This is a genomic window from Ochrobactrum sp. PL_is483 (assembly GCF_055816855.1).
Genome location: NZ_JBVPGS010000029.1, coordinates 21,213 through 40,405 on the forward strand (window position 1 = coordinate 21,213; position 19,193 = coordinate 40,405).

Consider the following 19,193-nt stretch of genomic DNA (forward strand, 5'->3'; position numbering starts at 1 on the left):
TGGTGAATCTTTTTTCGAAGATTGGCCCTTCTTAACCAGAGAGTAACATTAACGCGTTTTAATCACCTTACTGAGTTTCGAGTATGGGCGAGTTGAACATGCGTTTACAAATTTTGCAGCACACGTCTGAACGTCTCCTGCGGAATGTCGCGATCGTTCTGATTGCCGGTTTTGGTGCCGGGTGCAGTGCCGATACGATGCGCTTCACTGATGGTATCAGTACGGGCTCTACGTCCAGTCAGCGTGTCGCACAGCAGCCGGCTGGCGATCTTTATGCATCCGCGGCTCCTGTGGCTCCCGCTTCCAGCGGTTCGGTCCAGCGTAATTCACTGCCGCCGGTGTCCTCGGCGCCGATGGCGGCACCGGTCGCCGCAGCGCGTCAGTCCGTTCAGGCTCCGGTTGCAGCGGCATCCAATCACATCCAGAACCAGGTTGGTCAGGCACAGGACATGGCCGCAAACCGTGTGAACAGCACGGTCAATGCAGCCGAAACCAAGGTTGCCAGTGCCGCCACCGCTACGCGCAATACCGTGAACGGCGCGCAGGAAAAGGTTCTGGGTCAGCTTCCGGCGACTCCGGCTGTTCCACGGCCAACGGACAATAATATCGCGGTCGTACCGCAGGCGCCTGCCGTCAACGGCAAGAAGCCTTCGGCAACCGACATGGCCTCGGCGGGGGCAAATGCTACCACGCCGCCAGCGCCGAACGGCACCTACACGGTTAAGAGCGGCGATTCACTCTTCTCCATCGCGCAGAAGCACAATGTGCCTGTCGAGCAGTTGAAGAAGGCCAACGGACTGTCGAACGGCGCTATCCGCGTCGGACAGGCGCTTGTCATTCCTTCTGCCGCTGCTGGCAATGCAACGCAGGTTGCCGCAGTTTCGCAGCCGCCGGAAAACCCGGCCAAGACAGCGTCCGCCCCAGCCGCCAACGCCGATGTGAAGCCTTACACGCCGCCCCAGGCGAGCAACAAGGTGATCGAGGATGCCGAAAAGGATCAGGCGGCAGCGCCTTCCTCCACTGGCATTTCGCAGATGCGCTGGCCGGTGCGTGGCCGCATTCTCGCAAGCTTCGGCCAGCGTGACGGCACTTCGGTAAGCGACGGCATCGACATCATGGTTCCTGAAGGCACCTCGGTGAAGGCCGCTGAAAATGGCGTTGTCATCTATGCCGGTGACGGCCTCAAGGAATTCGGCCAGACGGTTCTGATCCGCCACGACAACGGCCTCGTTACCGTTTACGGTCACAACAGCCAGATACTGGTTCAGCGTGGACAGAAAGTCCGTCGCGGCGAAGAAGTTGCAAAGTCGGGCATGAGCGGCAACGCGAAATCGCCTAAGCTGCACTTTGAAGTGCGCAAGAACTCCGCGCCGGTCAATCCTTCCAAATATCTGGAATCCTGATCGGAATGTGACTCAACAAGAAAGGCGGACCCCAAAAGTCCGCCTTTCTCTTTTATGCGTCGTTCAAGCGTTTTACATGGCAATGCCGAGGCGACCCGCCAGATCCTGTATATATTGCCATGCAACACGGCCGGAGCGGTTTCCACGCGTTGTGGACCATTCCAGTGCTTCTGCATGCATCTTGGCAGGATCGTATGCCAGCTTGAAATAGGCCGCATAGCCGTCAACCATGGCGAGATAATCGTCCTGGCTACATTTATGGAAACCGAGCCAGAGACCAAAACGGTCTGACAGCGAAACCTTTTCCTCAATGGCCTCCGAAGGATTGATCGCCGTCGAGCGCTCATTGTCGATCATGTCGCGCGGCATGAGATGGCGTCGGTTCGACGTTGCATAGAAAATCACATTGCCGGGACGGCCTTCCACACCACCTTCGAGCGCCGCCTTGAGCGATTTATAGGACGTATCATCGTGATCGAAGGAAAGGTCATCGCAGAACAGGATGAAGCGATAGTCCGTATCCTTGATGAGATTCATCAATGTCGGAAGGCTATCAATGTCCTCGCGATGAATTTCGATCAGCTTGAGTGGGGTACGGTCCTTCATTTCCGCATTGACGCTTGCCTGCGCAGCTTTGACGAGCGAGGATTTTCCCATGCCACGTGCGCCCCAGAGCAGCACATTGTTGGCCGGAAATCCTTTTGCGAAGCGCCGGGTATTGTCCACAAGCTGGTCACGTACCAAATCTACGCCACGGATCAGTTCGATATCCACTCGGTTAACACGCTTCACCGGATCCAGGGTCAGTCGTTCGGGAGCCCAGACAAAGCAATCTGCGGTATCAAGATCGGGTGTTTTGGCTTCTGGCGGCGCAATGCGTTCCAGAGCGGCGATCAAACGGTCCAGTTTCTGGCTGAGTATGTCTTCGGTCGTCATTTCATGCCCCTGATGATAGGGGTAATGGCTTAACATGCCACAGCGGAGGCGAAAAGTGTGCGACCTTGGCGCAGGCGGGGTCATCGTCGGTTGCATTTGGCGCGCTAACCATTGTAATGCCGTTAATAATTTGTCTTCGAGACCTCAGAGGAGTTCCTAATGTTCGTAACACCGGCTTTCGCTCAAGCATCCGGCGGCGCTGCTGGACCAGACATGCTCATGAGCATTCTGCCGTTCATCCTGATCTTCGTGATCATGTACTTCCTCATCATCCGCCCGCAGCGGACCCAGATGAAGAAGCGTCAGGAAATGCTATCGCAGGTTCGTCGCGGCGATACGGTCGTCACCGGCGGCGGCATTGTCGGCAAGGTCCAGAAGGTCGTTGACGACAACGAACTGGAAGTCGAAATCGCTGAAGGCGTGCGCATCCGCGTCATGCGCAGCACGCTGATGGATGTTCGCGTCAAGGGCGAACCTGTCGCCGACAACAAGAACAAGTAATTCTTTTTACGACACGCAGGCCCCGGTAAGATTTCCATAACCGGGGCCTGTGCATTATTCGGCAAGCGCCAAATAGGAGGCGCGTGCCACGACGCCGGAGAGCGGTTCGCAACAGGTGAACTCCGGCATGCTCTATCCAAGCCGATACGGAATTGCTGCTCCATGCTCTATTTTTCACGCTGGAAATCTGCCCTGATATGGCTCGCGGTTCTCGTGAGTTTCGTCATCGCATCCCCCAACTTTTTCTCGCGTGAAACGCTGGCAAAGCTGCCAAATTTCCTGCCGAAACAGCAGATCGCCCTTGGGCTTGATCTCTCCGGCGGCTCGCGCCTGGTCCTGCAAGTGCAAAATCCCGGAAGAGGGGGCCTTGAGCGCACAGCTGACATCATGCGCCAGCGCCTTGAAGAACTGGGATATGGCAAGCCTCTGGTCGAAGCGGAAAACCGCAATCAGATTCGGGTTGAAGTTCCCGGCGTTTATGACGCGCAGCTTCTGAAGGACATTCTCAGCGTTCGCGGCAATTTCTCTTTCCGTGCGGTCGACAGCACCATGGGGCCGGACGATGCCATTCGTGGAACGCCGCCCGCAGACAGTGAAGTTATCTATTCTTATGACGACCCGCCGGTCGGTTACCTCGTGAAGAAGGAGCCGATCCTGACCGGCGCAAATGTGACCGACGCAAAGGCGACGCTTTCGGACGACGATAGCGAACCCGTCATCACGCTCACGCTGGACGATGCGGGTCGCAAGAACCTTGCCGAGGCAACATCGCATCTGGTTGGCGGAAGCTTTGCCATCGTCGTTGACAACCAGATCGTTTCCGCGCCCGCCGTCGATGAGAAGCTTGATACCAACGAGTTGCAGATTTCAGGTGCTTTCGATCTTCAGGCCGCCAACAACATGGCGGTGGTATTGCGCTCCGGCGCGCTGCCACAGAATGTCACGGTTCTGGAAGAACGCACGATAGCATCGGCTCTGGGCGAGGACTATGCCAGCGCCGCCGCACTGGCCGCCTTGCTTGCTGCCTTGCTCGTCGGCCTGTTCATGGTCTTGTCCTACGGTATCCTCGGTGTGATCGCCATGGTCGCACTGGCCGGCAACATCATCATCCTGACGGCAATACTGTCACTGATCGGTGCGTCGATCAGTCTGGCCAGCATTGCGGGTCTGGTGTTGACCATCGGTCTGGCTGTTGACGCCCACATCCTGATTTACGAACGTGTGCGCGAAGATCGCCGCAAGGGCTATTCCGTCGTTCAGGCGATGGAATCCGGCTTCTATCGCGCCCTTTCGACCATTATCGACGCGAACCTCACCACGCTTATTGCAGCGCTCGTTCTGTTCTTGCTCGGATCAGGAACGGTCCACGGCTTTGCGCTGACGGTGGCGGTCGGTATCGGTACGACGCTTTTCACCACGCTTACTTTCACCCGCCTGCTGATCGCGCAGTGGGTGCGCACGGCCAAGCCCAAGGAAGTGCCGAAGCGTCGCCTGAAACTGGTCCCGACGGTGACGCACATTCCGTTCATGCGCCTCCAGTTTGTGACGCTGGGCATCTCGGTGCTGGCCTGTGCCATCGTCGTCGCCCTGTTCGTCAATATCGGCTTCAACTACGGCATTGATTTCCGCGGTGGCTCGATGGTCGAACTGCAGGCGCGCAGCGGCGACGCCAATCTTGAAGACATCACCGAACGGCTTGCTGAACTCAACATCGACAGCGCCCGTGTACTTCCGGCAAAGTCACCGCGCTCCGCCCTTGTCATTATCGGAAGCCAGGAAGTCGGCGACGATGCAGAACAGACCGTCGCGGTGAAACTGCGCGGGGAGTTCGAGCAGGATTACGCGTTCCAGCGGGTCGAAGTGGTCGGACCGACGGTTTCGGAGCAGCTTTCGCGTGCTGGCATTCTGGCAGTAATCCTGTCGCTGATCGGCATCTTCATTTATGTCTGGGTCCGGTTCCGCTGGCAGCTCGCGCTTGGCGCGGTGTTGTCGACCTTGCACGACGTCATCATTCTTGCGGGCATGTTCATTGTGTTCCGCATGGAATTCAATCTGTGGAGCGTTGCCGCAATTCTCACGATCATCGGCTATTCGCTCAACGATACGGTGGTGATCTATGACCGTGTGCGCGAAAATCTGCGGGTCTATAAAAGCGCGCCTCTGCCTGCCATCATCGATGCCTCGATCAATCAGACCCTGTCGCGCACTCTGCCGACATCCTTCGTGACCTTCCTCGCCCATATGCCGCTTTATGCGTTTGGCGGCACGGAAATCCGTATGTTTGCTCTGGCGCTCAGCGTCGGCATTATTGTTGCGACCTATTCGTCGATCTTCATCGCCGCTCCGTTGCTGGTTCAGTTCGGGCTCAAACCGCGCGGGCCGCAAGAAGGTGACGCGATGGATGACGAACTGGCGCAATCGCTGAATTTGGAAAGCTGACAATGGCCCATGGGATAGAGATAAGAGAGGCCCATTTTCCGGGTCGTGCGCCCATTGATGCCTATGGCAATGGGGGCTTTCGCTTTGCGGAAATGTCGCATCGCGGTTCTGTCCTTTGCTTGCCGTCGGGCATTCATGGCTGGGCACCCGCAACGCCGCCGATACTGGCCAAGGCTGACCTCAAGATGATCCTTGAACAGGCATCGGATATTGAAATTCTGCTGGTGGGCACGGGCATGGATCTGCGCCGTATCCCGGAAGACGTGCGCGCCATCCTGCGCGAACATGGCATTTCATCCGATCCCATGAGCACGGGTGCGGCGGTCCGCACCTATAATGTGCTTCTGGCTGAAGATCGCGCGGTTGCAGCGGCGCTGATTGCTGTAGATTGACTACCATGAACGAGAATGAGGCGCATTGCCTGGCATTGCTTCGCGAGGCGGACCGGGACCGCTATCTTTCAGTGCTTTACGCACCGGAGGATCGTCGCGGCGGTCTGGCGGCATTATACGCATTCAATGCCGAGATCGCGCGCATCCGCGATCTGGTCCACGAACCGCTGCCGGGCGAGGTGCGCTTGCAATGGTGGCGCGATCTCATCAACGGCGAAGCAAGGGGCAGTGCAGAAGCGCATCCCGTCGCCGCAGCGCTGATCGGCACCATTGAAAAATATGAGCTGCCGCGTGCCGCCTTCGACAATTACTGCGAAGCGCGCATTTTCGATCTTTATGACGACCCGATGCCGAGCCGCAATGATCTGGAAGGTTATTGTGGGGAAACCGCGTCGGCGATCATTCAGCTAGCCGGTTTTATACTCGATAGGGACGCCGCGCAGGCACAAACCGAGATAACGGGCCATGCGGGAGTAGCGCAGGCCGTGACCGGTTTGCTTCGCCTGATGCCCATTCATCGGCGGCGTGGGCAACTCTATGTTCCGGCAGACATGTTGCAGGCGGTCGGTGTGACGCGAGAAACCTTGCTCGCAGGGGAAGACAAAGCGGCCACCGAACGCGTCATCAGCATCATGCTGGCTTTCGCGCGGGAACATCTGGCGATTTTCGAGAAGAACAGGTCGCAACTGCCGAAGAGCCTTGCTCCGGCGTTTCTGTCCTTGGCGCTTGTCCCGGCCTATCTGCGAGCAATCGAGCGCCTCGGCACGCAGGCCACCGAGAAGATCGCGGACATATCCGCGATCCGAAAGCAATGGCTCATGTTCAGAGCCAACTTCTGAGCGGCCAAAAAGGATAGGCTTCAGTTTAATCGACCTGAAGCCTGTCGCAATATCACTCAGCCAGCCCCAGCCATTGGCGGCAATCAGCGAGAGCGCGCGCGGAAAGCGCACGCTTTTTGGCAATCGTCTTTTCCTTGCCGCGCAGACGCTTGCCTTCGGGCTTCGGCACATCGACGGGCGGGAACAGGCCGAAATTCACATTCATCGGCTGGAACGAACGTTTGCCCGGCTCGTCGTCTGCAACAATATGTCCGCCCGTGATATGCCCAAGCAGGGCACCGAATGCCGTGGTTCCGGGAGGTGGCGTCAACGTTTGCCCCAGCTTCTCGGCGGCTGTGAAACGGCCCGCCAGCAGGCCGATCGCAGACGATTCGACATAGCCTTCGCAGCCTGTCACCTGACCGGCAAAGCGCAATGTCTCGCGTGATTTCAGCCGAAGCGTGCCGTCAAGCAGCACGGGAGAATTCAGATAGGTGTTGCGGTGAAGGCCGCCGAGACGCGCAAATTCAGCGTTCTCCAGCCCCGGAATCATCTTGAAGATGCCCGTCTGCGAGCCGTATTTGAGCTTCGTCTGGAAGCCGACCATATTGTAGAGCGTGCCAAGCGCATTGTCCTGACGAAGCTGCACAACAGCATAGGGCTTTACGGTCGGGTTGTGCGCATTGGTAAGGCCCATCGGCTTCATGGGGCCATGGCGCAAGGTTTCCGCTCCGCGTTCGGCCATCACCTCGATCGGCAGGCAGCCATCGAAATAGGGTGTGCCTTCCCATTCCTTGAAGTCGGTCTTGTCGCCTTCGACCAATGCAGCCACAAAAGCTTCGTACTGCTCCTTGTCCATAGGGCAGTTGATGTAGTCTTTCCCGGTGCCGCCGGGCCCCACCTTGTCATAGCGTGACTGGAACCAGCAGACATCCATATTGATCGAATCAAAATGGATGATCGGCGCAATCGCATCGAAGAAAGCCAGCGCATCCGCACCGGTTTGCGCCTGAATGGCCTCGGCCAGCGAGGGTGCAGTCAAAGGCCCGGTGGCAACGATGGTCGTTCCCCATTCCTCCGGCGGCAGGCCGGTGACTTCTTCCCGAACGATGGTAATCAGCGGATGGGCTTCAAGCCTGGCAGTGACGGCCTGCGAAAAACCTTCGCGATCGACAGCCAATGCACCGCCAGCCGGAACCTGATGGGCGTCAGCGCAAGCCATGATGAGCGAACCGGCAAGGCGCATCTCGGCATGAAGAACGCCTACGGCATTGGTTTCAGCATCATCCGAGCGGAATGAGTTGGAACAGACCAGCTCTGCCAGCTGCTCGGTCTTGTGCGCATCGGTGCCGCGCACTGGACGCATTTCGTGCAATATGACGGGCACGCCCGCCTGCGCGAGCTGCCATGCTGCTTCAGAACCGGCAAGGCCGCCGCCGACGACGTGAACGGGAGAAAGATCGGGTGTTTTTGACATGGCCATTCCCTTATCGCCTTTGCTGAACGCCTTCAATGGAGAAGGCGCGCCGGAAAGAGGAATCGAGCCGCAAAAAGAAATGGCATCCGTCGCGGGAGGAGGAGCGACGGATGCCATTATGGTAAGACCGGCATTGGGAGGAGGAGAACCGGTCTTGTTATCGCAGAACCTGGGAGGAGGGTGGTTCTGCGATGAACCAAGTCTGGTGGGAGGAGGAGCCAGACTTGGAGAAACCCGTATCGGGAAAATTATGAGGCTCGTTGAATTAGCGAGCCTTGGTCTGGCGAGCCACGAACGGAATGTCCGCGCGGGAGATGCCAAGATCGTTCAGCTCGCGGGTGGAGAGCTGGCTGAGTTCATTGACGGTGTCGCGGTAACGGCGCCAGTTGTTGTAAGAGCGAAGCAGGTTCATCGTGCTATTCCTTCATCGTTGAGGAACTGGAGTTCTGTTCAATTCATCTCGTTTGTTGGCCATGATATAAGCTATTGTTTTCGCAGGTTGCAGACCCGACTTTGCATAGCTGCTCTGCGGGTTCTGCACGTCACTCTAAATCGATTAGACTGGTAGGGCACAAAATTGCCGCAAAGCGATTTGATCCACTCTTTGCCGCCAGCGCGGTTTCCTATATGTTCTCAATCGCTTACGGTTGCGGCAGCAACAACTGACGGAATGAGCAGGAGCTAATTTGTCATTTTCCATATCTGTTGAGCGCCTGATAGAGCGATGGCAGCGGGACGGCCTGATCGATGCGGAGACTGCATCGAAATTGAACGCCGACCTTGAAAAGCGGGCTTCGGTCTTCAGTCTCGGTTCCGTTCTGGCCACCCTTGGCGGGCTGCTTCTTGGTGCAGCCGTTATCATGCTCGTTGCCGCTAACTGGCAGGAAATGCCGCGCCTCATGCGCATCGGCCTCATATTCGTTCTTATATGCACAAGCTATCTCGGTGGCGCGTGGCGGCAAGTTCGGGGTGACAAGCTGTTCCCGGCGGCACTCTATATTGTAGGGGCCGCATCCTTCGGGGCAGGGCTGGCGCTTGTGGGGCAGATGTATCATTTGTCCGGCGACATCCATTCCGCCGCAATCTATTGGTCCGTTGGCGTCTTGATTTCGGCCTTTCTTCTGCGCGCGCCAGTGTTGGCGGCTTTTGGTGCTGGCGTCGCCTGCTTTTATCTTTCCACCTATGTGTTTGATACCTCGTCCTATGACGACATGACTTATCGCTGGGTCGGGCCGCTGCTTTTGCTGTTCGGGGCAGTGGCGGCCTTGTTCACACGCTCGCGGCATGCGGCGCATCTGTGGGCCATGTTCTCCATCGGTTGGGCTTTGCTCATTTATGCCGAGCACGAGAGCAATACGGTGCTGGTACTTATGCTGGTCGTGGGAAACGGCCTGATACTTGCTGACGGTTTTGCTCATGCGACGGTGCAAAGATTGACCCGCTTCGCACATCCGCTGGCGGCATACGGTCTGGCTCTCGCGCTGCTGGCGCTCATCACGCTTCAGCTCAACCAAGCGCTCTCTTATTCCAGCGATGGCGCAAGTCTGGATAGGGACATATTATATAGCATCTTCATACTGGCGCTTGCGATTGGAGCGATTGCTGTTGCCGGACGGAATAATGGCGGCCTGCGCTCCATCGCCTATGCCGCATTTTCGATTCAGGTTCTCTATCTGGCTTTTGAGACGGTCGGCACCATGATTGGGACCTCCGGTTTCTTTCTGACTGCGGGCATTCTGGTCTTGTTGCTGGCTGCGTTCGTGCGGCGCATGGAGAACCGTTTCGGAAGGAAAAGCAGTGTGGAGGTGCATCCATGACCACTCGGTTCAAATGGCTCTATGTCGGGGCGACGATAACCGCATTGCTGCAAACCGGCATTCTTTATGCCGGCATCGAAAAACGCGCCTCGGTCCTGCGCTCAGGCGCGGAAGTAACACTCCAGACCGAACCTTTCGATCCGCGCGACTTGATGCGTGGCGACTATGTTGTGCTAGGTTACGAGATATCCAGTCTGGCAAGAAAGGACATAACGGGCACACCTTCCGCCGGTTCACGCACTGTCTATGTGGCAGTGAAGTCTGATGCGGACGGCATAGCGCGGTTTTCGCGCGCTTCATTCGCACCTCTTTCGGAGCTTGCAGCGGGCGAAGTGCAGATTCGCGGCGAAGCCGCCTATTCAATATCCGATGATCCGCAATCGAATGTTCGTCTCAATTTCGGCATCGAACGATATTATGTGCCCGAAGGGCAGGGACGGGCGATCGAGGACAGCCAGCAAGAGCGTCGGATCACCGCTGTTGTCGCCGTCGATCCGAAAGGAATGCCGGTCATAAAAGCCCTGCAGGAAGACGGAAGGCAGCTCTATCAGGAGCCGCTTTATTGATGCCGAGAGCGCCCCTTGTTTCAAAAGGGTTGGCTGACGGCGAAGGATCGCTATATAGAGACGGAAAAGGGTAGCTAGATCGAACCCGGTAATTCTCTACGGGAAGGCGGCTTTTTTCCTTTGAACCGGGAAAATTGGATGATATAGAGACGCGCGCTTTCGAGGGGCGGTTCAATATCTGAGACGAATAATGGTGTGTTCTGAGGAATGCGCTTCGGTTCAGAAGCGGATGTGGCGAAATTGGTAGACGCACCAGATTTAGGTTCTGGCGGGAGACCGTGGGGGTTCGAGTCCCTCCATCCGCACCAACTGCCATAAGGCAAAAGAATTTCTCTCCCGCGACAAGGCAAGCAAGCCGGTGACGGCGGGACAATGACAAGAAGTGAAGGTTTGAACATGCAGGTTACCGAAACGCTCAATGAAGGGCTGAAGCGCGAGATTAAAGTCGTGGTTCCGGCCAAGGACCTCGAAGCCAAGCTCTCGGAGCGGCTCGAAACTGCGCGCGGTCGCGCCAAGATCAACGGCTTCCGCCCGGGCAAGGTTCCTGCAGGTCATCTGCGCAAGATGTACGGCAAGTCCTTCATGGCCGAGATCGTCAACGAAATCCTCAACGATTCGTCGCGCTCGATTCTCGCTGACCGCAACGAAAAGTCGGCGACCCAGCCCGAAGTCATCATGTCGGAAGACGAGAAAGAGGCCGAAAAGGTTCTCGACGGAAAGGCCGATTTCGTTTTCTCGCTGAACTACGAAGTTCTGCCGGCAATCGAAGTCAAGGACTTCTCCAAGATCGCCGTTACCCGTGAAGTCGTCGATATTTCCGATGAGGAAGTCGATGAGCAGGTGAAGCGCATCGCTTCTTCGACCCGCACCTTCGAAACCAAGAAGGGCAAGGCAGAAAACGAAGATCGCGTTACCATCGATTATCTCGGCAAGCTCGACGGCGAGCCGTTCGAAGGTGGCGCCGACAACGATGCGCAGCTCGTTCTCGGTTCCGGCCAGTTCATTCCGGGCTTCGAAGAGCAGCTCGTTGGCCTCAAGGCTGGTGACGAGAAGGTTATCAACGTTACGTTCCCTGCTGAATATGGCGCCGCTCATCTGGCTGGCAAGGAAGCTACCTTCGACATCAAGGTCAAGGAAGTTGCCAAGCCGAACGAACTCGTTCTCGATGACGAAACCGCCAAGAAGCTCGGCATTGAATCGCTTGAGCGTCTGCGCCAGGTCGTTCGCGAACAGATCGAAAGCCAGTACGGCCAGATCACCCGCCAGAAGGTAAAGCGTCAGATTCTCGACGCTCTGGACGGCGACTACCAGTTCGAAACGCCGCAGAAGCTTGTTGACGCCGAGTTCAACAACATCTGGCAGCAGATCAACTTCGACCTGCAGCAGGCTGGTCGCACCTTCGAAGACGAAGAAACCACCGAAGAAGCTGCTCGCGAAGAATATCGCAAGCTCGCCGAGCGTCGCGTTCGTCTTGGCCTCGTTCTCTCCGAAATCGGCGAGAAGGCAGGCGTGGAAGTAACGGAAGAAGAACTGCAGCGCGCGGTTTACGATCAGGTTCGTCGCTATCCGGGCCAGGAAAAGGAAATCTACGAATTCCTGCGCAAGACGCCGGATGCCGTTGCCAACCTGCGCGCCCCGATCTTTGAAGAAAAGGTCGTTGACCATCTGCTCGCCAACATCAACGTGACCGACAAGAAGGTCTCGAAGGAAGAGCTGACGGCTGAAGACGAAGATGCAGCTTCGGAAGCAAAGCCTGCCAAGAAGGCAGCTGCGAAGAAGAAGGCCGCTCCCAAGAAGAAAGCCGACGAAGACAAGTCCGAAGAGGCTTAATTCTTTCAAGGTTGATCTATACGAGAAGGCCGCGCATTGCGCGGCCTTTTCATTTCAAGTTCAATTCGCCGTTGGAGGTGTGACATGAATGGATTGCCATATCTCCATCTGAAACTGACGATGCACGAAGAGCCCCGCCAACCTGCATGGCCAGCCGATGCCAGCATAGTTCCGTTTGCTAGCGAGTATGCCCGAGCCACCCATGATTTGCTGGTTCGTGCCTATGCCGGTGGTGGCGGTTCGGTCACCGGTTTCGACAACTGGTACAATGGGCTGATAGCCGATAGCGAGTACGATCCGGAACTGGCCGTTCTGGTTCTCGATCAGTCCCATCGGCCTGTAGCATTTGTGCAGTGCTGGAATAGTGCCTTCATAAAGGATCTGGTTGTCGATCCAGGCAGGCGGCGGGAAGGTTTGGGAGAGGCACTTTTGATTCATGTGCTTCGACTTTTCTTTCACCGCGGTCAGGCAACGGTTCGTTTGAAAGTGGAGCGGAACAACCCTTCCGGCGCCGAAAAGCTTTACAGACGTATAGGTTTTAGCGAAGTCTGAGCTGGGAAGCTCCATACGAAAGCTTGAGCAAATCACGCTGAAGGGCAGAGAAGGCTTGCCAGTCTTCGCCGTTTGTTTTAGCCAAAGTCAGATAGAATTTTTGCTGCGCATTGCGTCGCACAGGAAGAGATAGACGAGTTACTATGACCCTTATTGATACGCGCACGCCAGAACCGAAACGCTTCATCTCCGGCGCCACGGGCGACTGGGAAGTTGTCATCGGCATGGAAGTCCATGCGCAGGTCACGTCGGAATCGAAGCTGTTTTCAGGTGCCTCCACTTCGTTCGGTGCAGAGCCTAATTCCAATGTTTCCCTTGTTGATGCGGCCATGCCGGGCATGTTGCCGGTCATCAATCTCGAATGCGTCAAGCAGGCGGTTCGCACGGGCATTGGGCTCAATGCGCAGATCAATCTGAAGTCGGTTTTCGATCGCAAGAACTATTTCTATCCCGATCTGCCGCAGGGCTATCAGATTTCGCAGTTCAAGCAGCCTATCGTCGGTGAAGGCAAGATCATGATTTCGGTCGGCCCGGACAATAAGGGCCAGTTCGAAGACGTGGAAATCGGCATCGAGCGCCTGCATCTGGAGCAGGATGCAGGCAAGTCCATGCACGACCAGCATCCAACCATGTCTTATGTCGACCTGAACCGTTCTGGCGTCGCCTTGATGGAAATTGTGTCCAAGCCGGACCTGCGCTCGTCGGATGAAGCGCGCGCCTATCTGACCAAGCTGCGCACGATTGTCCGCTATCTCGGCACCTGCGATGGCAACATGGATGAAGGTTCGATGCGCGCCGACGTGAACGTTTCGGTTCGTCGTCCCGGTGGCGAGTTCGGCACGCGTTGCGAAATCAAGAACGTCAACTCGATCCGCTTTGTCGGCCAGGCTATCGAATATGAAGCGCGCCGCCAGATTGCGATTCTTGAGGATGGTGGCTCCATTGATCAGGAAACGCGCCTGTTCGACCCGGTAAAGGGTGAAACGCGCTCCATGCGCTCCAAGGAAGAAGCGCACGATTACCGCTATTTCCCTGATCCTGATCTGCTTCCGCTCGAGTTCGATCAGGCCTTCGTCGATGCGTTGGCCGCAGAACTGCCGGAGCTGCCGGACGTCAAGAAGCAGCGTCTTGTCGAAAAGCAGGGCATTTCCGTTTATGACGCCTCGATCCTTGTGACCGAGAAGGCCATTGCCGATTATTATGAAGCCGTTGCTGCCGGTCGTGACGGCAAGGCCGCCGCAAACTGGGTCATCAACGATCTTCTCGGCGCGCTGAACAAGGCGGGCAAGGATATCGAGGAATCGCCTATCAATCCTGACCAGCTTGGTGCGATCATCGATCTCATCAAGGAAGGCACGATTTCCGGCAAAATCGCCAAGGATCTTTTCGAAATCGTCTGGAATGAGGGCGGTGACCCGAAGACTCTCGTTGAAGAACGGGGCATGAAGCAGGTCACGGATACCGGCGCGATCGAGAAGGCCGTGGATGACGTTATCGCCGCCAATCCGGAAAAGGTCGAGCAGGCGAAAGCCAAGCCGACACTGGCTGGCTGGTTCGTCGGTCAGGTCATGAAGGCAACGGGCGGCAAAGCCAACCCGCAATCGGTCAATGAACTGGTCAAGGCCAAGCTCGGGATCGAAGAATAATGTGGGTCAGAAGCGCGACAGAAGCCGATCTCAAGGCAGTGCATGAACTGCTTGTATCGACTTGGCACGCGACCTTCGATGACCTCCTCGGGCGGGAAATGGTGAATGCCGTTACCGCCCAGTGGCACAGCATCGCTGTACTGAAGGCCAATCTCAAGAAGCCTTACTCGGAGTTCATCGTTGCCGATAATGGCAATGGCGGCATCGACGGAATGGCTTTTGCCAGCCAGTCCGAAGAGGGCAAGGCTTCGCTGCATCAGCTTTATGTCCGCCCTGATACGCAGGTTCAGGGCATCGGAACAATGCTTCTCGCTGAAATCGAGATGGCTTTTCCCGATGTGAAGACGATGAAGCTCGAAGTGATCGAGAGAAACGCCAAGGCGGTCAATTTCTATGAGCGCAAGGGCTATAGCAAGGTCGGCCGCAACGAAGATTGGGGCGATCCCAATTGCAAGGAGCCGGTGCTGGTCATGGAAAAGACGCTCGAAGGCTGGAATATGTAAAGCATGCCCCCCAAAGTGGAGACCGGTTTGGGGAGCAAGACATGCGGGAACATAAAAGCGTGAAGCGCGCAGTGCTTTGGGCTCTTCATACTCTTGTGACAGCGGCAACTTGACCCTTGCCATGGCCGGGCGATAGGGCCATAAGCAAGAAAACCCGGTGGTTCTGATCACCCGTGGCAATGATGGATCTGGAATAGGTCATGAAGAAATTTATTACGCAAGTTTTCACCTGGTGGAACGGCCAGACGCTCGGCACACGGTTTCATACGTGGCGCAAGGGCGAGCGCGTCGGTGAGGACGAGTTCGGCAATATCTATTATCAGGGCGGCAAGGACTCTGAAGGTCGCACGCGCCGCTGGGTAATCTTCAATGGCTATGCCGAGGCCAGCGCCATTCCTCCGGGCTGGCATGGCTGGATGCATCATCGCGTCGACACGCCGCCGTCCAAGGAAGATTATAAGCCGCGTGATTGGCAGAAGCCGCATCTGCAGAACCTGACTGGTTCTCCGCTGGCTTATCGTCCGAAGGGCGCCATTGCCCGTCCGGGTGCGGAGCCTGCGGAACGTCCGCGCGTAACCGGCGAATATGATGCCTGGACACCGGGCAACTGATAATCTGTTGCGGACTTTGTCCGGCGCGTTATTCCGCGCCGGATTTCTTATGTCCGACTTTTGACGCTATCGCGAAAAGGCCTGAGGATAGATGGTTTGCTTCACCCTCTGGGGCTGCATTGCGGCTTGCGACAGGGCAACGAATCGTCACAATTCATGCTTAGGAATTGTTCCAGCTTAATTTAACCCTTTGGATGCGGATCTCCGTTTTGACGAAGCAATCTCCCGGCAACGGAAAAAACTCGATCAAAAGGGCTTTTCAGCTTGCCCTGATCTCGTTCATGGCGACTGCCGGCTGCTTTCAGGCAGCGATGGCCGAACGCATTACCAATCCGGTTGCGGAGTTCTCGGGTCTCGACAAAATCACGGGCCGCATTACTACCTTTGATGTCTACATCAATGAAACCGTTCAGTTCGGCGCTCTCCAGGTAACGCCGAAAGTCTGTTATTCGCGTACGGAGAATGAAGCGCCGCGCACGGACGGATTCGTTCAGGTTGATGAAATTACTCTCGATCGGAAAATACGCCGTATCTTCACCGGCTGGATGTTTGCCGACAGTCCCGGCCTCAATGCTGTCGAACACCCGATCTATGACGTCTGGCTGAAGGACTGCAAGCAGAAGTCGGAAGTGCCTCCGCCGGATCAGCGCAAATAACTTGGCCTGTTATTTGCACATCATCCTCCGTAACCGGAGGGGTGTGTTCTAAAAACGCGCGATCTCGTCAAGCGCAGTTTCCAGCAGTTTCTCGTATTTCTTCCTTGGAACTTCTACGGCGCCGAATCTCTCAAGATGCGGCGTGGTGAACTGTGTGTCGAGAAGAACGAAGCCTCGGCTGGCCAGATGCTGGACCAGATAGGCAAGGCAGACTTTTGATGCGTCACGCTTGCGCGTGAACATGCTCTCGCCAAAAAAGGCACGTCCGAGCGTTACCCCATAAAGCCCACCCACAAGCTTGCCCTCATGCCATGCTTCCACCGTATGGCAATGTCCGATTTCAAACAGTTTTTTGTAGGCCTGGCGGATTGGTCCATTGATCCACGTGCGCGCGCGTTCGCCGATGCCACTGGCGCATCCATCGATCACACCGTCAAAATCACTGTCGAGCTTTATGTCGAAAATGCCCTGGCGAATGGTCTTCTGTAGGCTTTTGGGAAGGTGGAAGCCATCTAGCGGGATAATGCCGCGTTTCTCAGGACGAACCCAGAAGACTTCCGGATCGTCGGCTTCTTCGGCCATGGGAAATATTCCCGTGGCATAGGCCCGCAGGAGCAGTTCCGGTTCGATTAAATAGTCGTCCGGGGACACTCCTGCGGTCACTTTCGTCAGGCGCTTTCGCTCTTGGTTTTCTTGGCCAGATATTTTTCCAGCCAATGAATGTCGTAGTCGCCGTTGGCAATGTCCTGATTTGCAATCAGGTCCTGGAAGAGAGGCAGGGTGGTTTTAACGCCATCCACCACGAACTCGTCCAGCGCGCGGCGCAGACGCATCATGCATTCCACGCGGTTGCGGCCGTGCACAATGAGCTTGCCGATAAGGCTGTCGTAGTAAGGCGGAATGCGATAGCCGGAATAGACGCCCGAATCCACGCGGATGCCAAGGCCGCCCGGCGTGTGATAATGGGTGATCAGGCCCGGCGAGGGCGCAAATGTCAGCGGATCTTCCGCGTTGATACGGCACTCGATTGCATGGCCGGAGAAGCGGATGTCCTTCTGCTTGACCGACAGGCCGAGACCGGCCGCAACGCGAATCTGCTCGTGAACAAGATCGATGCCGGTGATGGCTTCCGTAATCGGGTGCTCCACCTGAAGACGCGTGTTCATCTCAATGAAATAGAATTCGCCGTCTTCGTAAAGGAACTCGATCGTTCCCGCACCGCGATAGCTCAGTTCCGCGCAGGCATTGGCGCAGACCATGCCGATCTTGTCGCGTGCCTCGGCATTGAGCGCCGGTGAATTGGCTTCTTCCCATACCTTCTGGTGGCGGCGCTGCAACGAGCAGTCGCGTTCGCCCAGATGAATGGCATTGCCAGCCCCATCACCCATGACCTGGACTTCGATGTGACGCGGCTTTTCGAGATACTTCTCGATATAGACTGCGTCATCGCCAAAGGCTGCACCGGCTTCCGAGCGAGCGGTTGCAAGAGCGATGGAAAGATCTTCCTCGCTGCGGGCGACCTTCATGCCGCGTCCGCCGCCACCGGCCGAAGCCTTGATGATGACCGGATAACCGATCTCCTTGGCAATGCGGGCAGCTTCCACATCGTCCGTCACACCGCCATCGGAACCGGGAACGACCGGAATGCCGAGGCGCTTTGCGGTGCGCTTGGCTTCGATCTTGTCGCCCATGATGCGGATATGCGAAGCGGTGGGGCCGATGAAGGTGATGCCGTGCGCTTCGAGGATTTCCGCAAACTTGGCATTTTCCGACAGAAAGCCGTAGCCCGGATGGATAGCGTCGGCGCCGGTGATCTCGCAGGCCGCAACGATCTGATGTATGTTCAGATAGCTGTCGCGCGATGGCGGCGGGCCGATGCACACACTTTCGTCTGCCAGGCGCACATGCATCGCATCGGCGTCTGCCGTGGAGTGGACGGCGACGGTCTTGATGCCCAGTTCCTTACAAGCCCTGAGCACGCGAAGAGCGATTTCGCCACGATTGGCTATGAGTATCTTTTGAAACATTGCGCTTTGCTGCCCGTTCATTGAATAAGCCGTAATCTGCTATCTTATTCGATTACGACGAGCGGCTCACCGAATTCAACCGGCTGAGCGTCTTCGATGAGGATGGCCTTTACAGTACCGGCGCGCGGGGCCGGAATCTGGTTCATCGTCTTCATGGCTTCGATGATGAGGAGGGTCTGGCCTTCCTTCACCTGCGCGCCGACTTCGATGAAGTTGCGGGCGCCGGGAGCCGGAGCGAGATAGGCGGTGCCAACCATCGGCGACGGAACTGCGTTCTTCGACAGGTCGGCCTTTGTCGGTTCGGCGGCTGCAACCGGCGCAGGAGCGGCTGCGACAGGTGCTGCGGCAGGCATAACAGTCGCTGCGGCCTGAACCGTAACCTTGCGCGAAACGCGGATACGCAGGTCGCCATGTTCGACTTCGATGTCGGTCAGGTCGGTTTCATTGAGAATATCCGCCAGGTCGCGGATCGTTTCCTTGTCGATGACGGAATTTTTGCTGGACATATCAGGCCCCTTTAACGCTTTGCCCGTTGTTTTCTTCTTCTTTGGCAATTGCCGCAAGCGCGCGCAGACCGAGCAGGTATCCTTCCGCGCCAAAGCCGCAAATAACGCCTCTGGCGACTGCGGATACATAGGAGTGATGCCGGAAAGCCTCACGCGCATGTATGTTCGAAAGATGCACTTCCACGACCGTTACCTTGGCCGAGCGGATTGCATCGTGAATAGCAACCGAAGTGTGGCTGTAGGCGGCAGGATTGATGAGGACATAGGCGCTTTTATCGCCTGCTTCCTGAATCCAGCTCACCAGATCGCCTTCGTAGTTGGACTGACGGAAGTCGACATCAAGCCCGAGTTGACCAGCCTCACGCTTGCAGCTCGCTTCGATATCTTCGAGCGTTGCTACACCATATATCCCAGGTTCCCGTTTTCCGAGAAGATTGAGATTAGGGCCGTTCAAAACAAAAACCGTTTTTGCCATATCCGTCCGCGACTGATAACGCACTACCACGAAATTTC

General features: G+C 56.6%; 20 protein-coding genes and 1 tRNA gene. 14 read left to right on the top strand and 7 right to left on the bottom strand.

Annotation, left to right across the window (positions count from 1 at the left end):
- Positions 1-83: 83 nt before the first annotated feature.
- Positions 84-1,403, top strand: coding sequence for a cell division endopeptidase DipM (gene dipM / locus AC0TNJ_RS05600; RefSeq protein ID WP_473770521.1), 1,320 nt, complete (start codon positions 84-86; stop codon positions 1,401-1,403).
- Between the two features lie 72 nt (positions 1,404-1,475).
- On the opposite strand, the gene AC0TNJ_RS05605 is transcribed toward dipM, so the two are convergent.
- On the bottom strand, positions 1,476-2,339 hold the full coding sequence (locus AC0TNJ_RS05605) for an ATP-binding protein (RefSeq protein WP_473770522.1): 864 nt from the start codon (positions 2,337-2,339) through the stop codon (positions 1,476-1,478).
- A gap of 159 nt (positions 2,340-2,498) precedes the next feature.
- Between AC0TNJ_RS05605 and yajC the strand changes: the two genes are divergently transcribed.
- The 4 genes from yajC to AC0TNJ_RS05625 all read left to right on the top strand — a co-directional run bounded on the left by yajC (position 2,499) and on the right by AC0TNJ_RS05625 (position 6,510).
- Entirely contained in the window at positions 2,499-2,840 is a 342-nt protein-coding gene (gene yajC / locus AC0TNJ_RS05610) for a preprotein translocase subunit YajC (protein ID WP_006466672.1), read from the top strand.
- Between the two features lie 162 nt (positions 2,841-3,002).
- Positions 3,003-5,279, top strand: coding sequence for a protein translocase subunit SecDF (secDF, locus tag AC0TNJ_RS05615; RefSeq protein WP_473767559.1), 2,277 nt, complete (start codon positions 3,003-3,005; stop codon positions 5,277-5,279).
- A 2-nt stretch (positions 5,280-5,281) separates the two neighbouring features.
- Entirely contained in the window at positions 5,282-5,671 is a 390-nt protein-coding gene (locus AC0TNJ_RS05620; RefSeq protein WP_122000173.1) for an Mth938-like domain-containing protein, read from the top strand.
- Positions 5,672-5,676: 5 nt separating this feature from the next.
- Positions 5,677-6,510 (top strand): phytoene/squalene synthase family protein, encoded by an 834-nt coding sequence (locus tag AC0TNJ_RS05625; RefSeq protein WP_473770523.1) that lies wholly within the window; start codon positions 5,677-5,679, stop codon positions 6,508-6,510.
- 52 nt (positions 6,511-6,562) lie between these two features.
- Here AC0TNJ_RS05625 and trmFO read toward each other — a convergent pair whose 3' ends face one another.
- Positions 6,563-7,966 (bottom strand): methylenetetrahydrofolate--tRNA-(uracil(54)-C(5))-methyltransferase (FADH(2)-oxidizing) TrmFO, encoded by a 1,404-nt coding sequence (gene trmFO, locus AC0TNJ_RS05630; protein WP_473770524.1) that lies wholly within the window; start codon positions 7,964-7,966, stop codon positions 6,563-6,565.
- Positions 7,967-8,231: 265 nt separating this feature from the next.
- Positions 8,232-8,378, bottom strand: a complete 147-nt coding sequence (locus tag AC0TNJ_RS05635; RefSeq protein ID WP_006466676.1) for a DUF1127 domain-containing protein — start codon at positions 8,376-8,378, stop codon at positions 8,232-8,234.
- A 274-nt stretch (positions 8,379-8,652) separates the two neighbouring features.
- Between AC0TNJ_RS05635 and AC0TNJ_RS05640 the strand changes: the two genes are divergently transcribed.
- The 9 genes from AC0TNJ_RS05640 to AC0TNJ_RS05680 all read left to right on the top strand — a co-directional run bounded on the left by AC0TNJ_RS05640 (position 8,653) and on the right by AC0TNJ_RS05680 (position 16,147).
- A complete protein-coding gene (locus AC0TNJ_RS05640; protein WP_473770525.1) occupies positions 8,653-9,783 on the top strand; it encodes a DUF2157 domain-containing protein in 1,131 nt (376 codons plus the stop codon).
- Entirely contained in the window at positions 9,780-10,349 is a 570-nt protein-coding gene (locus tag AC0TNJ_RS05645) for a GDYXXLXY domain-containing protein (RefSeq protein WP_473770526.1), read from the top strand. The genes AC0TNJ_RS05640 and AC0TNJ_RS05645 overlap by 4 nt, the downstream gene beginning before the upstream one ends.
- Before the next feature lie 225 nt (positions 10,350-10,574).
- A tRNA-Leu gene (locus AC0TNJ_RS05650) sits at positions 10,575-10,657 on the top strand.
- A gap of 88 nt (positions 10,658-10,745) precedes the next feature.
- The gene (tig, locus tag AC0TNJ_RS05655; protein WP_473767671.1) at positions 10,746-12,179 is read left to right on the top strand and encodes a trigger factor; all 1,434 of its coding nucleotides are present in this window, start codon (positions 10,746-10,748) and stop codon (positions 12,177-12,179) included.
- Between the two features lie 84 nt (positions 12,180-12,263).
- Positions 12,264-12,731: a GNAT family N-acetyltransferase gene (locus AC0TNJ_RS05660; protein WP_473770527.1), complete on the top strand. Its 468-nt coding sequence runs from the start codon at positions 12,264-12,266 to the stop codon at positions 12,729-12,731.
- Positions 12,732-12,874: 143 nt separating this feature from the next.
- Positions 12,875-14,377: an Asp-tRNA(Asn)/Glu-tRNA(Gln) amidotransferase subunit GatB gene (gatB, locus tag AC0TNJ_RS05665; protein ID WP_473770528.1), complete on the top strand. Its 1,503-nt coding sequence runs from the start codon at positions 12,875-12,877 to the stop codon at positions 14,375-14,377.
- Positions 14,377-14,880: a GNAT family N-acetyltransferase gene (locus AC0TNJ_RS05670; protein WP_473770529.1), complete on the top strand. Its 504-nt coding sequence runs from the start codon at positions 14,377-14,379 to the stop codon at positions 14,878-14,880. The genes gatB and AC0TNJ_RS05670 overlap by 1 nt, the downstream gene beginning before the upstream one ends.
- A 200-nt stretch (positions 14,881-15,080) precedes the next feature.
- Positions 15,081-15,491 carry an NADH:ubiquinone oxidoreductase subunit NDUFA12 gene (locus tag AC0TNJ_RS05675; protein ID WP_122000180.1) on the top strand — a complete coding sequence of 137 codons (411 nt, stop codon included), beginning with the start codon at positions 15,081-15,083 and terminating at the stop codon, positions 15,489-15,491.
- 194 nt (positions 15,492-15,685) lie between these two features.
- Entirely contained in the window at positions 15,686-16,147 is a 462-nt protein-coding gene (locus tag AC0TNJ_RS05680; protein ID WP_122000181.1) for a DUF2155 domain-containing protein, read from the top strand.
- A 48-nt stretch (positions 16,148-16,195) separates the two neighbouring features.
- On the opposite strand, the gene aat is transcribed toward AC0TNJ_RS05680, so the two are convergent.
- Genes aat through aroQ form a run of 4 tightly spaced genes read right to left on the bottom strand, consistent with a single transcriptional unit; the run spans position 16,196 to position 19,155 of the window.
- The gene (gene aat, locus AC0TNJ_RS05685; protein ID WP_473770607.1) at positions 16,196-16,765 is read right to left on the bottom strand and encodes a leucyl/phenylalanyl-tRNA--protein transferase; all 570 of its coding nucleotides are present in this window, start codon (positions 16,763-16,765) and stop codon (positions 16,196-16,198) included.
- 50 nt (positions 16,766-16,815) lie between these two features.
- Complete coding sequence (accC, locus tag AC0TNJ_RS05690) at positions 16,816-18,174, bottom strand: acetyl-CoA carboxylase biotin carboxylase subunit (protein WP_473770530.1); 1,359 nt, start codon at positions 18,172-18,174, stop codon at positions 16,816-16,818.
- 44 nt (positions 18,175-18,218) lie between these two features.
- Positions 18,219-18,680, bottom strand: coding sequence for an acetyl-CoA carboxylase biotin carboxyl carrier protein (gene accB / locus AC0TNJ_RS05695; RefSeq protein WP_122000182.1), 462 nt, complete (start codon positions 18,678-18,680; stop codon positions 18,219-18,221).
- Position 18,681: 1 nt separating this feature from the next.
- A complete protein-coding gene (gene aroQ / locus AC0TNJ_RS05700; protein ID WP_122000254.1) occupies positions 18,682-19,155 on the bottom strand; it encodes a type II 3-dehydroquinate dehydratase in 474 nt (157 codons plus the stop codon).
- Positions 19,156-19,193 lie beyond the last annotated feature (38 nt).

Coding starts and splice junctions, on each gene's coding strand:
- aroQ (WP_122000254.1), bottom strand. CDS start 19,155: ATGGCAAAAACGGTTTTTGTTTTGAACGGCCCTAATCTCAATCTTCTC.
- AC0TNJ_RS05620 (WP_122000173.1), top strand. CDS start 5,282: ATGGCCCATGGGATAGAGATAAGAGAGGCCCATTTTCCGGGTCGTGCG.
- AC0TNJ_RS05660 (WP_473770527.1), top strand. CDS start 12,264: ATGAATGGATTGCCATATCTCCATCTGAAACTGACGATGCACGAAGAG.
- AC0TNJ_RS05605 (WP_473770522.1), bottom strand. CDS start 2,339: ATGACGACCGAAGACATACTCAGCCAGAAACTGGACCGTTTGATCGCC.
- trmFO (WP_473770524.1), bottom strand. CDS start 7,966: ATGTCAAAAACACCCGATCTTTCTCCCGTTCACGTCGTCGGCGGCGGC.
- accB (WP_122000182.1), bottom strand. CDS start 18,680: ATGTCCAGCAAAAATTCCGTCATCGACAAGGAAACGATCCGCGACCTG.
- gatB (WP_473770528.1), top strand. CDS start 12,875: ATGACCCTTATTGATACGCGCACGCCAGAACCGAAACGCTTCATCTCC.
- AC0TNJ_RS05645 (WP_473770526.1), top strand. CDS start 9,780: ATGACCACTCGGTTCAAATGGCTCTATGTCGGGGCGACGATAACCGCA.
- AC0TNJ_RS05635 (WP_006466676.1), bottom strand. CDS start 8,378: ATGAACCTGCTTCGCTCTTACAACAACTGGCGCCGTTACCGCGACACC.
- tig (WP_473767671.1), top strand. CDS start 10,746: ATGCAGGTTACCGAAACGCTCAATGAAGGGCTGAAGCGCGAGATTAAA.
- dipM (WP_473770521.1), top strand. CDS start 84: ATGGGCGAGTTGAACATGCGTTTACAAATTTTGCAGCACACGTCTGAA.
- AC0TNJ_RS05625 (WP_473770523.1), top strand. CDS start 5,677: ATGAACGAGAATGAGGCGCATTGCCTGGCATTGCTTCGCGAGGCGGAC.
- yajC (WP_006466672.1), top strand. CDS start 2,499: ATGTTCGTAACACCGGCTTTCGCTCAAGCATCCGGCGGCGCTGCTGGA.
- accC (WP_473770530.1), bottom strand. CDS start 18,174: ATGTTTCAAAAGATACTCATAGCCAATCGTGGCGAAATCGCTCTTCGC.
- AC0TNJ_RS05670 (WP_473770529.1), top strand. CDS start 14,377: ATGTGGGTCAGAAGCGCGACAGAAGCCGATCTCAAGGCAGTGCATGAA.
- AC0TNJ_RS05675 (WP_122000180.1), top strand. CDS start 15,081: ATGAAGAAATTTATTACGCAAGTTTTCACCTGGTGGAACGGCCAGACG.
- AC0TNJ_RS05680 (WP_122000181.1), top strand. CDS start 15,686: ATGCGGATCTCCGTTTTGACGAAGCAATCTCCCGGCAACGGAAAAAAC.
- secDF (WP_473767559.1), top strand. CDS start 3,003: ATGCTCTATTTTTCACGCTGGAAATCTGCCCTGATATGGCTCGCGGTT.